This window comes from Brevibacillus reuszeri, from assembly GCF_002897295.1.
Taxonomy (GTDB): domain Bacteria; phylum Bacillota; class Bacilli; order Brevibacillales; family Brevibacillaceae; genus Brevibacillus; species Brevibacillus reuszeri_A.
This window is the reverse complement of record NZ_BEXF01000042.1, coordinates 16,829-30,776: the sequence shown is the minus strand read 5'-3', so window position 1 is coordinate 30,776 and position 13,948 is coordinate 16,829. Positions and strand designations below refer to the sequence as shown.

Here is a 13,948-nt window from a genome sequence, read left to right as displayed (position 1 = left end):
CGATGCTGGAGTATAAGGCAGAATGGTATGGCAGAAAGGTCTCAATTGTTGGGAAACAATTCCCTTCCAGCCAGCTCTGCTCGACTCCAAACTGTGGATACCGTAACAAGGACGTAAAAAATCTAAACTTGCGTAGTTGGATATGCCCGAACTGCGGCGTCCAACATGATCGTGACCAAAACGCTGCCATCAATATTGAGCAAGAAGGACTTCGATTGTTGGCGTAGCCAACTAAACTGTGGGACTCACAGGGATAGCTTGGTATATTTCACTCTGTTAGGAGTGACTACCCAAGAATCCCCTGTCTTTAGGCATGGGGAGTGTCAAGCAGTGATCTAGCAGGAAGGGGGACGTCATGGTCGTAGACAAACAAGAATTCGAAGGAAATGGGCTGCTTTATACAATTCGCTCTGCGAGCATAGCAGATGCCGGGGAATTGTCTGCATTACGCGTGCAAATCGATGGCGAAACGGAGAATATGGACAGGGAACCAGGAGAGGCGTTCATCGATGTACCTGGATTCGAGCAGATCATTCTGATGGATACAGAAAGTCCAAGGAACCTGTTTCTCGTTGCTGTCGTCCATAATCGAATCGTCGGCTTTTCCAGATGCGAAGGCATTAATTTAAAGAGATTCGCGCACAAGGTAGAGTTCGGCGTATGTGTATTGAAGGAATTCTGGGGATACGGGATCGGGAAAAATCTATTAAAGCAATCAATAGAGTGGGCAGACACAAGCGGGATCAAAAAAATGACGTTGAGTGTGGTCGAGACCAATGAGAAAGCCATCGACTTGTATAAAAGACTCGGCTTTGAAATCGAAGGCATTTTGAAAAACGATCGAATCCTTGCTGATGGCAACTACTACAACGCCATTATTATGGGAAGATTCAATCTATAAAAAGGCGCAGATGCGCAAGGGAGTGTGGCGATAAACATGGCTCATGCAAAAGATGTAGTAGCAGATCAATTGTTAGCCAATGCGAACGATCCAAGCTGGTATCTTCCCTTTTCTGATTCCGTGAGGGATGTATCTGAGGAAGCAGCATTTTGGAAGCCAAGTGAGGATAGCAACAGTATTGCAGAGCTTGCGCAGCATCTCATCTATTGGAATGAGACGTGGCAAACCAGATACATAGAAAACGACGTTCAGGCAGTGCCGTCCATCGGAGATAACAACAAAAGCTTTCTCATTCCCGAAAATCATACCTTTGCAATGTTAAAAGAAAAGCTGCTAGAAGTACTGCTAAAGTGGCAGCCCCTGTTAACGGAGGAAAAGGTGGCAAGTAACGTACATGGATTCGGGGAACCTGTGCCTTGGTGGGCGGTACTCGGCAACGTATCGACACATAACGCTTTTCATATCGGTCAAATCGTGTACATTCGCAAGCTTTACAAGAGCCATGGGGAGGGGCAGTAAAGTCTATCGTCACAAATCGTTTCATTTTCCTGTGATTACAATCACATGAGCAAGCGGGACCATCCGGTAGACTTGAGTCATGAAGATGACACGATGAAATCGAGGAGGGGCCCCATGCTAAGCCAACAAACTATTGACGTGATTAAATCTACTGTACCCGTTTTGGAAGTGCACGGGACAGCGATAACAAAACGATTTTATGAAATGTTGTTTGGGAAGCATCCAGAGCTGTTGAACATTTTTAACCATGCTAATCAAAAACAGGGCAGACAGCAAACCGCACTGGCAAATGCGGTCTATGCAGCAGCTTTGCACATAGACAATCTGGAAGCGATTCTGCCAGTAGTGAAGCAAATTGGTCATAAGCACCGCAGTCTCGGTATTCTGCCAGAGCACTATCCGATCGTGGGAGAGAACTTGCTCGCTGCCATCAAGGATGTGCTGGGAGATGCTGCGACGGATGAAATCATTCAGGCATGGGCTGATGCGTACGGAGTTATTGCTGATGCGTTTATCAGTGTAGAAGCTGAGATGTATGAACAGGCTTGTGAACAGCCAGGTGGATGGGCAGATTTCCGGGAGTTCGTGGTACAGCGCAAGGTCGCAGAAAGTGACGTCATTCATTCGTTTTATCTGGTGCCAAAAGACGGCAAGCAGATTTCCACTTATGAGCCTGGGCAGTATGTAAGTGTCAAGGTAGATATACCCGGAGAGAAAAATACGCATATCCGTCAGTACTCTCTGTCGGATGCTCCGGGAAATGCGTATTATCGTATTTCGGTTAAGCGAGAAGACGCGTTGGGCGACAAACCGGCTGGAAAAGTATCCGTCTACTTGGCGGAGAAAATAGGTGAAGGGGATGTCTTGCTCTTGTCCGCTCCGGCAGGGGACTTCACACTGGATCAGGAAGATAAGCGCCCACTCGTTCTGATCAGCGGTGGCGTCGGTTTGACACCAATGATCAGTATGCTTACAGAATCGCTGAAAAAGAACCCAGAGCGTCCAGTAACCTTCATCCACGCTGCGCAAAATGGCAATCTGCATGCCTTGAAAGGCGCTGTAGAGGAGCTGGCCAAAAAGCATCCACAGTTGACGTATTACTGGTGCTATGAGAAACCAACTGATCGGGATCGCGAGGAAAATGCTTTTCATAAAGAGGGCTACGTGGACCTGCCTTGGCTGCAGAGCGTGGTTTCGCAAAAAGAATCGAGCTTCTATTTCTGCGGTCCCGTCCCTTTCATGAAAGCAATGAATCGGGCGCTGAAAGAATGGGGAGTTCCGGCAGCAGATATTCACTATGAGTTCTTTGGTCCTGCTGGAAGTCTGGAATAAACCACGAAACATTTAGGAAATTGCTCGGCTATTTTTTCTCTGCTTGAGCCTGGGCCTGTGCACGCAAAAGGCGGTTGACAGTCTCGCGGCGCAGACCGATAAACTGACCGATTTCGTCTTGAGTCAGCACCTCTGACAGGGAATCGACAGGAACAAACGATTGAAACCAGCGCTGAAGCTTGTTCAGTCTTTCAGCTGGCGATACCTCTGAGAGCTGATCGATACGCTGCTGCATCATGCGGAGCTTGCCTTGCAGCTGTAGAGCAATTTCTCTGCATTTGGCATGGTTATGCTCCAGCTCCAGGTACCAATCCGAGGCGGATAGAACCTCTACCTCACAGGTGACGAGTGCTACGGCTGTCCCATAATAAGGATTCGGACTGAGCAGCGAGTGATGAGGAATAGTCTCGCCTGGTATGATGACATTCACCAAGGTCAATGTGCCGTCAGCATGTACGCGATTGATTTTGAGCAAACCACTCTTTAGGTGAAAAAGCGGCCCTGTTTCTCCTTGGCGAAACAGTACCTCTCCCTTGTGCAGAATCATGAGAACCTCCTTGATTGTGGCATGTGTGGTTGTACGTAATCATGATGATCGCAGATAGCAGTATATCATACAAACAAAGCAAAGCATCTGTTATCCGTACATGTGATGGATAATCAGGTGCTTTTTGCTTGGCCTCCTTGCAATCGGGAATTCTTTGCCATTTCAACAGTTTGCTCCGCTTTTACCCTTGCTAGATCAATGCTGCTGTTTGCTATAATGAGGGAGTCAGTTTTAGATAAAAGGAGGTATTCCATGCTTGGCACCTTTTTTCTCTGGGCTGGTTCCCTCCTTGCAGTGCTGATTTTGGCGTTGATTGGATATGTGGGCTATCGCTATTGGTACCACATGGGCCAGCTTCCCAAACCACCGTATCGGCATTTGGATGCCAAGCCGAAACCAGCGGATTGGCGCGATGATGAAGTAACCTTCACATGGGTGGGCCACTCGACTATTTTGCTCAATCTATTTGGTACGAAGATTCTCACTGATCCGGTCATTGGAGAAAAGCTGGGACTGCGTGTTGCCGGGGTGCTTCATTTTGGCCCGACACGTTTTACTCCTCCAGCCCTCACCTTTGATGAATTAGGTGAAATTGATTTGATTCTCTTGTCTCATGCGCATATGGATCACGTAGATTTGCCGAGTCTTCGCAAGCTGGCTCGTCGCTCTACCCATGTCATTACGGCGCAAAATACAAGTAGACTGATCGCCAAAATGCCGTTTGGGTCGTACGAAGAAATACAGCCAGGGCATACGGCAACCACAAAAGAAGGCGTAACCATTACGGCAATACCCGTGCGTCATTGGGGCAATCGTTTTCCGTGGAATCACGATTACGGGTACAATGGATACATGATCGAAAAAAACGGCGTGCGCATTTTGTATCCCGGTGATACAGCGTACATTTCCATGGAGCACTATCCGCAGCAGTTCGGCAAAATTGATCTAGTCTTTATGCCGATTGGTGCGTATAAGCCAGATTCCTATCAGAGGGCACACTGCACACCGGAGCAAGCGTGGCAAATGTTTAAACAAAGCGGCGGGCAATGGCTCGTACCGATTCATTGGAATACATTCGTCCTTTCCCGTGAGCCTGTCGAAGAGCCAATCGAGCGTCTCCTTGCTGCGGCAGGCGAAGAAAGAGACCGGATTGTGGTGGAGCGCCAAGGGGAAACCTATTCATTGCCAGGAAAGTAGTGTAAAAGACTGTGTACTTCGCAGTCTTTTTCTACGGAAGGAAACAGCTGATACAGGGAAGGAATCAAAGGATTATTATAGAAATTAATTTATCGTTAGAGTTTTGTTTAGTTTTGAGCCATTGAGATGATCAGGAGGGATACATATGGGAAAAACATTGCCACAACGCTGGGACCTGGATGTCCTTTTTCCAGGTGGAAGCGAGTCGGAACCATTTCGTTCGTTTCTTGGGCTGCTGGAAACAGATATTGCTAGCCTAAAGGCACGGGTCGACCAATCCGATCTGGCGTGGAACGAAAAAAATACGTTTCTGCAAGTCGTGGATGAAGTACAAAGCATAGCTGTGCGCGTGCGACAAGCCGGGGCATATATCTCTTGCCTGACCGCACAAAATGTCAAGGACGAGCAAGCAAAGCTGCTCGGTGGACGAGTAAAAACGATCTCTGCTAGTTTTGGAGCGGCTTTGACAGGATGGGAAGAGCGTCTGGTAAGCATCGAGGAGTCAGACTGGAAAGCGCTGCTCGCAGAGGAAGACTTGCAGCCAATTGCGTTTGTGCTGGAAGAAAGACGTCGCCGCGCCCAGGAAAAACTGCCTCCTGAGCAGGAAGTATTGGCAAATGACCTGGCAGTGGACGGCTATCACGCATGGCAGGACTTGTACAATGCAGTCGTAGGACGCATGACGATCGAGATCGAGCAGGATGGTGAGCTGAAGCAGCTGTCGGTGGGGCAAGCTGCCAACCTGATGAGTCATCCTGATCGCGCTGTTCGTGCACAAGTTTTTGCAAAATGGCAAGAAGCGTGGGGCAAGGAAACCGAGCTATGTGCACAGGCTCTGAATCATCTGGGCGGATTCCGTCTGTCCTTGTATCGCCATCGCGGGTGGGATTCCGTACTTCGTGAGCCGCTTGATATCGGACGTATGCAGGAAAAAACATTGGATGCGATGTGGCAGGCGATCGACAATCGCAAGGATCGATTGGTTGCTTACCTGGAGCGCAAGGCGAAGCTGCTCGGCATTGAAAAGCTGAGCTGGTACGATGTTTCGGCTCCAGTCGGAAAAACACACAAAAAGGTTTCCTACGATGAAGCGGCAAAATTGATTGTTCAGCATTTCAACCGTTTCAATCCAAATATGGCATCGTTTGCTCAGCAGGCTTTTGACGAAGCGTGGATTGAGGCTGAGGACCGTCCGGGCAAACGTCCAGGTGGCTTCTGCACGAGCTTCCCGGTGAGCAAGCAGTCCCGCGTGTTCATGACCTATGCTGGCAATGCGAGCAATGTCTCGACATTGGCTCATGAGCTGGGGCATGCTTATCATCAGCAAGTGATGTGGGACCTGCCGCCACTCGCACAAAACTATGCGATGAACGTAGCGGAGACAGCGTCTACCTTTGCGGAAATGATCCTGGCTGATGCTGCGGTGAAAAATGCAGCCAATGACGATGAGCGCCTCGTTTTGCTGGAAGATAAGCTGCAATCTGTAGTGGCCTTCTTCATGAACATCCATGCTCGCTTCCTGTTCGAGAAAAACTTCTACGAGCAGCGCAAAAATGGTCTCGTCAGTGCAGCTGAGCTGGATCGTCTCATGCTCGAAGCGCAGGAGAGTGCTTATAAAGGAGCGCTTGCAGAATACGAGCCACACTTCTGGGCTTCCAAGCTGCACTTCTACATTACAAGCTATCCGTTCTACAACTTCCCATACACGTTCGGCTACCTGTTCAGCATGAGTGTTTATGCACGGGCACTGGCAGAAGGCGAGAGCTTCGCTGCGAAGTACGATGCGCTCCTGCAAGACACCGGACGCTTGATGGTCGAGGATTTGGCGAAAAAGCATCTGGGAGAAGACATGACCTCCGTCGATTTCTGGCAAGCAGCGGTTGATCTGGCTGTAGCAGATATTGAAGAGTTCCTGCGTTTGACGGAAGAAGCATAATTTCATCGGGATATAGAGTAAGTGAGCCTGTCGATTCGTCGGCAGGCTTTTTTGATTGTCGGATAAGCAATGCCCTATAAAAGAATGGTTAGGAAAAATGAAACGAGCCATACTGAAACATTTGTTAGGCAATACCTCCAGATACTCGGCGACTTTCGGGCAAAAAGAAAATTCGTTCCCAAACAAATGAACAAGTAAATCAGGATAACCAAATACCCTAAGGGGCTAGTACTTGGAGATCGGCTACCATCAAGTGCACCACCAGTCATTATGACAAATATGAGAACATAGACTCCTGCGATCCCAAAGAGGATGTTCAAGGCGACAGCAGTTAGCTTCATCCACAAAGTTATTCACCTCGAATAAGTTGTTATTTGTTTGACGCGCTTTAATCCATAATGTTGTCTTACGTTGGTTTGGAAAAGTATGCCGGATTTATTTATCACGATGTGTAAAGTAAAAAGTACCCTTGCAAATTACAAGGGTACGGCATTAAAAGCATCTTAAAAATGAAATGGGCCCAAAAGTCAAATGATTCGCACTTGGGCCCAGCAGCTCTTCATTTTCTCACGCCCTTCTTCCGGATGTACCATCTTCGTTTATGAAAGGAGATGGACCTATAATTCTGGGCCAGTCTGACGATTCGTTTACGTGTAAGTGATGCTGGTTTGGAAGAGGAGCTTTTGTTAAGGGAGCTTCTTATAACCAGATGACCAGGGTAGTGAGCTTTCACGAAGTTACCGTAAGTTTCGAACTCGGAGAAGCCGGCATAACTCTGTTTGTTGGTATTCTTGATAATCGCCCAGTACCACCTACTCCTATGCCTGGCCTCAATTTTATACTTCAGCCGGGAGAGCTTCGATTTGTCGAACAGCATATAGTGGGCAACGAAAGAGCGGGAGGCGGTTGGCTTGGTCCCTAGTAATTTCTTATAGGTGCGAAAATATTCGGGACGACTCCAGTTGCGGCAGTAAAAAACGGTTTTCCCGTTGACGAGGAAGACATGAGGACGGATGAGAATGGTGTCGGCGTCAATCACAAGATAATACCTTTGCCTAGTCAAGCTTCCTCCAGCCAGCTTCAACAATTGTTGGAGCAGCCAGCCTGAGCGATTGGTGCGCTTGGTTTGGTAGTGAATGTCTTTTTTTGTAATCGGTAGGACACGTTTTTCATTGATGAAGATGCAGTTTTTACGCCGGCAAAGAGCCTGGATTCGCTTGCTTGGTGGCGATATAACCATGATCTTACCGACGGGATGCTTCACTTGCTTACGGATACTGTCAATGACATAGGGAAGAGTGCCAAGGTCTTTCTCAATAGCTGGGATCAGGACATCAATTTTGATAGAGCTGTTGAAGGCGCTTTTCGCTGAACGTGTCAATTTCTCACATCCTTTTGGGAAAGCAGTTTTAAAAATGCCCCTTCTAGGAAAGGAGCAGATTGTATAAATACCACGTTATCCATATGCCAAAAGCTACCCATACGCAAATAAAAAGGATACCCACAAACCAGTTTTTTGGTTTGCTTTTCGAAAGTAATTCCTCTGCTTTAGCTCGACAATCCTTAACAACCTCATCAGGTATTAGCTTCAGTGCTATCCACACACCTAGAGGAACTAAAATGATGTCGTCCAAATATCCAAGAACTGGAATGAAGTCAGGTATTAAATCGATTGGGCTGAAGGCATAAGCAACCACACAAATAGCAAAAAGTTTAGCGTACCATGCAACACGTTGATCTTTGTATGCGAAATAAAGGACAAATACTTCTCGCTTCAATAATCTAGCCTTGCTCTTTATTTGTTGTAATACTGCTGATCCTTTATTCATCTAAACCCCCCCTCAAGTTATGTTACTGAAGGGGTGGGGTGTAATCAAGAATGGGTCCATTAAAAAAGCCCCCAAATAAAGGGAGCCTGTGATGGTATTAACGACGAAGTGAATGCATCATCCTTCTATGGTGATGCGCCCTCATCCGATGGAAGTGCTCCCTTTGTGCGAACGTGTGATGCATCATTCGGTCGTGCCTATGTGCAATACTTAAAGCGCGAAAGCGTTCTGCTTGCCTTAAATGATGGCGCATTCTTTCTCGGTGATGCTCGATAGGATCCATAAATACATCATCTCCTTTCGCCGTGATAATTAATGGTATGAGGACGGATTTAAAACTGATTGTGCATTAGTGGATACAGAACAAAATGGGTAGCAAGCAAGAAGCCGGGTTGTCAGTCATCCGTGACATAAAAGTGGTAATTTAGAGGCAACGAAAGAGGCGTTAAGGTTGCATTGAGGATACGCTTAACCGTGATAGAACAAGTATCAATTTGACATGCCTGTCCCACCTAGAATTTTGGCTATACGATCGCATAAACTTTTTGGTATCTTCAAGTGTGATTCTCCTCCTCTTGTTTATACATTTTATGTAGAAGAGAATAAGAGGTTCTGGACAAAGGTAAAAAAAGGGTGCATGTACCAGTAGAATAGTGGCCATAGGATTACTAGACAAAACATAATGGGAAGGGTGAAGCATCCGAAGTATATTGAAAATGCATAGTGGCGTTTGCATGAAGCAATACGCCACTAGAAAGGAGATATTCTCCTTATTTCAGTACATTAAGAGCACGTCGTAGTTTCTTTGCAAACTGAATGGGGGGTTCCACAGTTTCAATATGCAAATACATGAGACGTGGGTTATCGAATAGCCAGTGATTGTGAAGGGCAGTGATTCTAAGTCCTTGTCGACGGGCAGCGTTAATAAACTTTTGAACATCCCTTTGCAAGAGCGTAATTTCTGCCGTGTTTAATGTATTTCCTCGGCTATCCAACGACTGAATAACAATCTCATGCTCCGTATCGTATTTTTTACCTAGGATTGTTGCATTGAGATTACGCTTAACCATAATTGAACAAGTATCGTTTGACATGCCTGTCCCGCCCAAAATTTTAGCTAAGCGATTACATAAACTTTTTGGTATCTTCATCGATTCTCCTCCTTTTCTTGTCTTATTGCATACTATGAGGAGCAGAAAAACTTGTTCTGGACAAAAGAAAGAAAGGGTACATGCCCTTGATAGTTTTCATGGAGTTAAACAAAGAAAGCCCCGTTTGGGGGCAAATAAGGCTAAAAAATCAATTTAAACACGAAAGCACAAGATGTAGACAAAGTAAGGATATAAAGCGACCAAGTCAACAATTCAAGGGCAATAGAAAGACCTTCGGCGAAGCGTTGATACTTCATAACGTCACCCTCCCCGCTTTTCAAAGTTAAGGGCTATACAAAATGAACCATTGGATGGTAAACTGAGAAAAAATAATAATTCGATGGTGATCGAATGCATAGTTTATATTCTATTAAAGTTGAATGGTCTGCTGCTTACGAATGTATCATTAGTCTGTATGCGTACATCTATGAAAAAGAACGAAAGCACCTGCAACTAGGAAGCGCTTGGAAAGAAGAAACGACGCGAATGCTGCCAGATTCATTTGCTGCCGAGCTTGCTGATGAGCGTTGGGAAGTCCTGCACCGACTCGTGCTTTTGGTGGCACAGTCACCACGAAAAGCATCGGTGGCTGATTTTCTGGAATGGCTGGAGCTTATTCCACCAGGTGAAATTTACGAACGACTAGCACCATGGGTGGAGACGATACCGCTCAACCTGGGTGAGATACGTGACCACAGCCTCTCTCTGCTGAAACGCTGGAACGAACACTACTTTTCCAAGGTTGAGCCGCGCATTTTGGATAGCTTGGAACAAAGTGCGCGGCAAACGGAGGAACTGGCAAAAACATTGTCTGCGATCGAAACGATCGATCAGGTTACGCATGGCATCTGGATCGAGCCGATGAGCGAGCTGCAGGAGGTTGTGCTGATCCCCCAATATCACTGTGCCCCTACCTCGGTGCTTGATTTTCATCGTGGAATCGCGACCTGTCTGTACCCTGTGAGGGATGCGGGAAGGCTGCATCCCGAGCCGCTACTGGAGCTGTTGCCAATCACGCAATGCCTGGCAGATGAAAAACGACTCCAGATTCTTCGCTGTCTGTCTAACGGGACATGTACGCTGGGAGAGCTGCAGCAGCAAGTATCCCTCGCAAAAAGTACGGTTCACCACCATGTTACGGCGCTGCGTCGGGCTGGCTTGATCCATGCTCATTACACCGGTAGCTCCACTATCGCTTACTATAGCTTGCGTGGGCAATTTATAGACAGGCTGCCTGTCCTGCTGCACTCCTTTTTGGAAAACGGGGGAAAACAGCAATGAACAAGCTAAAGCAAGCGTGGGAGGCGTATCATCCCGTTGTTCATCTTTTGATGGGCGGAACTGTATTTGTCATGCTTACACAATGCATGAGCTTGCCGTTTTTGGCTATCTATCTAAGCGAAACGACGACACTTTCTCCAGCTTATATTGGAGTCATTGTTGGTGCAGGACCGCTGGCGGGGACGTTCGGCGGCTTTGTTGGAGGAGTTTTGTCAGACCTGTTTGGCAGACGCAAGCTGATGATTTTGTCCATGCTGATGATGGCTATAGCGTTTGCCTGCTTTATTGTGTTTAGTCAGCCGCTGGCGCTGCTTTTCATCAGTTTGGCGCTAGGACTCGCTGCATCCTTTTATGGGACCATTTCAAAGGCGATGATGGGGGATTTAACTCCTGAGGACAAGCGATTTCGAGTGTTCTCCAACCGGTATTTGGCGATTAACCTCGGTGTGGCGATTGGGCCAATGCTGGGTGCCTTTTTAGGAATTGCGGGCAGCGGTACTGCCTTTTTGCTCACGGCGATTTCGTATGTGTGCTTTGCTGCACTGCTCGCGATTGCGTGCAAAAAGTACGCGATCGTTGATACGACTGCAAAGCAGGGCGAAGGAGAAGCGGAAAAACCGAGCCTGGGCAAGATGTGGCAAGTGCTGAGTAGGGATGTCGTTTTGCTTAGCTTTGTTTTCGGAGGAATTCTTTTAGTGACTGTGCATGGGCAGATGTCTGTCACCTTGTCCCAGTATTTGCGTGAAAATATCGAAGAAGGCGTAGCTCTGTTTGGTGTCGTGATGAGCGTGAACGGGATGACGGTCTTGCTGTTGCAGATTCCGTTGACGCGACTCGTGGAGCGATTCTCCTTATTTTCACGAATTGCAGGAGGGGCGGTCCTGATGGCTGCAGGTGAGGTAGGCTTTGCCACTTCGTCATCGTGGAGCTGGTTCATCGCTGCAATGGTCGTATTCACTTTGGGTGAAATATTGATTGTTCCTGCCGAATACGCTCAAATCGATCAAATCAGTCCGGCCAACATGAGAGGAACGTATTATGGAGCGCAAAGCATCAGTAATCTAGGCAGCTTCCTCGGACCTTGGGCAGGGGGCATGGTACTGTCTGCGTATGGAGGACCTGCGATGTTCCTGGTCATGGCAGGGCTTGCTCTCGTAAGTCTGATTTTTTACAGGCTGGGACAAAGACTGCATGAAAAAAAGCAGCAAAGAAGCAGTGTGGTGGTTGAAACGGCCAGCTAAAAGATATTTTAATCTTGATTCGCTTCCTGGACTCTACTATACTAAGAAGTAACTTTTTCAAAGGGGATGTCTTTTTGTCGGCGGTCGTTCTTAACTAAGGAATTTCATATGGCTTGGTCCAATTTTTTCGCGAAAAACCATGAGTGTAGTGGTTTGTTTGAAATGCGGAAAATGACCAGACCTGATTAGTTAAGAACAGCGGTCATTTACCTATCTCTATGTCTACCAGAACGGTGCTCTTAGGCACGGTTTTTTTGTAGGATAACAGAGGCTCTCCGAAGCATGGCGTAGCCCGGTTTCCTCATTTGGCAGAAGGTGAACTTTGTTCATTTTCTGCCTTTTTGTGTTCTGGTGGGCATCATTCCATTTGAAAGAGGGTTACCCATAACTATGAAAAAATATATCGAAGAAACATATAAACGTGTAGAGCTTCAAGAAGGACAACGTGTGATTGAGCAGTTCCTCATTCATTGTTATTTGAATCCAGATATCTCAACAAAAGAGCTCGCAAGAAAAGTACTGCTGCCGCTCCCTGTTGCTACGGCGATCAAAAAAGAATTGATCAAGGCCGGGGCTTTGGAGCAAGGAAGCGGTGTTCGTTGCAGTGCCAATGGACGTGAATATGTAGAGCAAGCGTTGGGCTATGGCGGACTCGACCATGTCTTGTTTCAAAAGCTGATAAGTGAGGACGATGCATGGAGGACAGAGCTTGCTGATGTACACACGAGTATGGAAGAGATATTCTCCTTAAGGCCACAAGTAGATGTGCTGCTGGATCAGTCCAAAAGTACAGTGGAGACGAGCTTGCGCCGTGCTCTTCTATGCCTGCGTGATCAGGCGCTGCTTGGGAAACGAATATTATGTGTAGGCGATGATGATCTCGTGAGCGTAGCGCTCGGCTTGCTGCTCAAACGGTTGTATCCAGCTGCCGAAAAGCAAGCAGCCATCATCGATGTGGTTGATATTGACCAGCGATTTTTAGGATACATTGAATCGTTAGCAGCGGAGCAAAAGCTGCCGATTACATGCCATCAGGCTGATTTGCGGCAGCCTCTCCCCAAGCGATTGCATGGCAAGTACGATTGCTTTTTCACAGACCCGCCGTATACACTCTCGGGGATGTCGCTCTTTTTATCGCGAGGAATCAGCGCTTTGCAGAAGCAAAAGGGCTTGTCCATTTATCTTTCCTTTGCTCACAAGTCTCCCGATTTTACACTGGCCATGCAGCGAGAATTCGTTCGCGCTGGCTTGACCGTACGTGAGGTCATCAGCCATTTCAATGAATACGAAGGGGCGCAGATGATTGGGAACCGTGGACAGATGATTGTACTGACGACAACCGAGTTGACTACGCCAAGTATTCCACAGGCTTTTCACGATGCCTTGTATACAGGCGAAGAAAAGCAGACGCTGCGTACTTATCGGTGCAAGCGTTGTGAGGAAGCTATTCGAGTAGGCATGAAGGGGGCATTCAAAACGATCGAGGAATTGAAGAAGCGAGGCTGCCCCCGTTGTAAAAATGGTACGTTCAGGCTGATCTCCCGCAAAAGAGTGTAGGCTGCTCTGATAATAATGACGAGCCTCTACTGATTGTCCGCTTGCTGGCATAAAGTAATGATGAGGGAGGGGGATCGCATGGCCCAAGAAAAAGCTTTCGTAGCATTACGGATGGTTACCGGCATCATTTTTCTCATGCATGGATTCGCCAAGCTGCAAAGAGGAATGGATGCTGTTACGACCATGTTTGTGGAGCTGGGCTTACCCAGTTGGCTTGCCTATCCAGTGCTTGCAATCGAGCTGGTGGGTGGGCTTGCCTTGATTCTGGGAGTAGGGGCGAGCTACGCGGCATGGGGGCTTGCAGTTATTATGGCGGGCGCGATTGTGACGGTCAAATGGAAGAATGGCTTTCTCGGTGGACCGGGAAAAAGCGGTTATGAATTTGATCTGATCCTGCTCGCCGTCACCGTATGTGTGGGGCTAAAACGAACAGAAAAGAGACCTGGCTGAACGTGTG

14 protein-coding genes are annotated in these 13,948 nt (G+C 47.4%); 10 read left to right on the top strand and 4 right to left on the bottom strand.

Annotation, left to right across the window (positions count from 1 at the left end; genetic code table 11):
* From C3B52_RS33385 to hmpA, 4 genes are all read left to right on the top strand, one after another.
* On the top strand, positions 1-227 hold a 227-nt coding region (locus C3B52_RS33385), incomplete at its 5' end, for a zinc ribbon domain-containing protein (RefSeq protein WP_164685041.1).
* 128 nt (positions 228-355) lie between these two features.
* Positions 356-901: a GNAT family N-acetyltransferase gene (locus C3B52_RS33380; protein ID WP_103110644.1), complete on the top strand. Its 546-nt coding sequence runs from the start codon at positions 356-358 to the stop codon at positions 899-901.
* A 36-nt stretch (positions 902-937) separates the two neighbouring features.
* Positions 938-1,420 (top strand): DinB family protein, encoded by a 483-nt coding sequence (locus tag C3B52_RS33375; protein WP_103110643.1) that lies wholly within the window; start codon positions 938-940, stop codon positions 1,418-1,420.
* Between the two features lie 114 nt (positions 1,421-1,534).
* A complete protein-coding gene (gene hmpA / locus C3B52_RS33370; RefSeq protein WP_103110642.1) occupies positions 1,535-2,752 on the top strand; it encodes an NO-inducible flavohemoprotein in 1,218 nt (405 codons plus the stop codon).
* A gap of 28 nt (positions 2,753-2,780) precedes the next feature.
* Here the strand turns inward: hmpA and C3B52_RS33365 are convergent, their stop codons facing one another.
* Positions 2,781-3,299 (bottom strand): Crp/Fnr family transcriptional regulator, encoded by a 519-nt coding sequence (locus C3B52_RS33365; RefSeq protein WP_103110641.1) that lies wholly within the window; start codon positions 3,297-3,299, stop codon positions 2,781-2,783.
* 252 nt (positions 3,300-3,551) lie between these two features.
* Here C3B52_RS33365 and C3B52_RS33360 point away from each other — a divergent pair, with 252 nt between their 5' ends.
* Positions 3,552-4,496: an MBL fold metallo-hydrolase gene (locus tag C3B52_RS33360; RefSeq protein ID WP_103110640.1), complete on the top strand. Its 945-nt coding sequence runs from the start codon at positions 3,552-3,554 to the stop codon at positions 4,494-4,496.
* A gap of 145 nt (positions 4,497-4,641) precedes the next feature.
* Positions 4,642-6,432, top strand: a complete 1,791-nt coding sequence (locus C3B52_RS33355; protein ID WP_103110639.1) for a M3 family oligoendopeptidase — start codon at positions 4,642-4,644, stop codon at positions 6,430-6,432.
* A 559-nt stretch (positions 6,433-6,991) separates the two neighbouring features.
* Here C3B52_RS33355 and C3B52_RS33350 read toward each other — a convergent pair.
* The 3 genes from C3B52_RS33350 to C3B52_RS33340 form a co-directional block, all read right to left on the bottom strand.
* Entirely contained in the window at positions 6,992-7,813 is an 822-nt protein-coding gene (locus C3B52_RS33350) for a DUF6492 family protein (RefSeq protein WP_103110638.1), read from the bottom strand.
* 43 nt (positions 7,814-7,856) lie between these two features.
* Positions 7,857-8,261 (bottom strand): YkvA family protein, encoded by a 405-nt coding sequence (locus tag C3B52_RS33345; RefSeq protein WP_103110637.1) that lies wholly within the window; start codon positions 8,259-8,261, stop codon positions 7,857-7,859.
* Positions 8,262-9,031: 770 nt separating this feature from the next.
* Positions 9,032-9,412, bottom strand: coding sequence for a DUF1259 domain-containing protein (locus tag C3B52_RS33340; protein ID WP_103110636.1), 381 nt, complete (start codon positions 9,410-9,412; stop codon positions 9,032-9,034).
* Between the two features lie 351 nt (positions 9,413-9,763).
* On the opposite strand from C3B52_RS33340, the gene C3B52_RS33330 reads away from it, so the two are divergent.
* The 4 genes from C3B52_RS33330 (at position 9,764) to C3B52_RS33315 (ending at position 13,941) form a co-directional block, all read left to right on the top strand.
* Entirely contained in the window at positions 9,764-10,693 is a 930-nt protein-coding gene (locus C3B52_RS33330; RefSeq protein ID WP_103110634.1) for an ArsR/SmtB family transcription factor, read from the top strand.
* The gene (locus C3B52_RS33325; protein WP_103110633.1) at positions 10,690-11,934 is read left to right on the top strand and encodes an MDR family MFS transporter; all 1,245 of its coding nucleotides are present in this window, start codon (positions 10,690-10,692) and stop codon (positions 11,932-11,934) included. The genes C3B52_RS33330 and C3B52_RS33325 overlap by 4 nt, the downstream gene beginning before the upstream one ends.
* A 390-nt stretch (positions 11,935-12,324) precedes the next feature.
* Positions 12,325-13,491, top strand: a complete 1,167-nt coding sequence (locus tag C3B52_RS33320; RefSeq protein WP_103110632.1) for a bis-aminopropyl spermidine synthase family protein — start codon at positions 12,325-12,327, stop codon at positions 13,489-13,491.
* 78 nt (positions 13,492-13,569) lie between these two features.
* A complete protein-coding gene (locus C3B52_RS33315; protein ID WP_103110631.1) occupies positions 13,570-13,941 on the top strand; it encodes a DoxX family protein in 372 nt (123 codons plus the stop codon).
* Positions 13,942-13,948 lie beyond the last annotated feature (7 nt).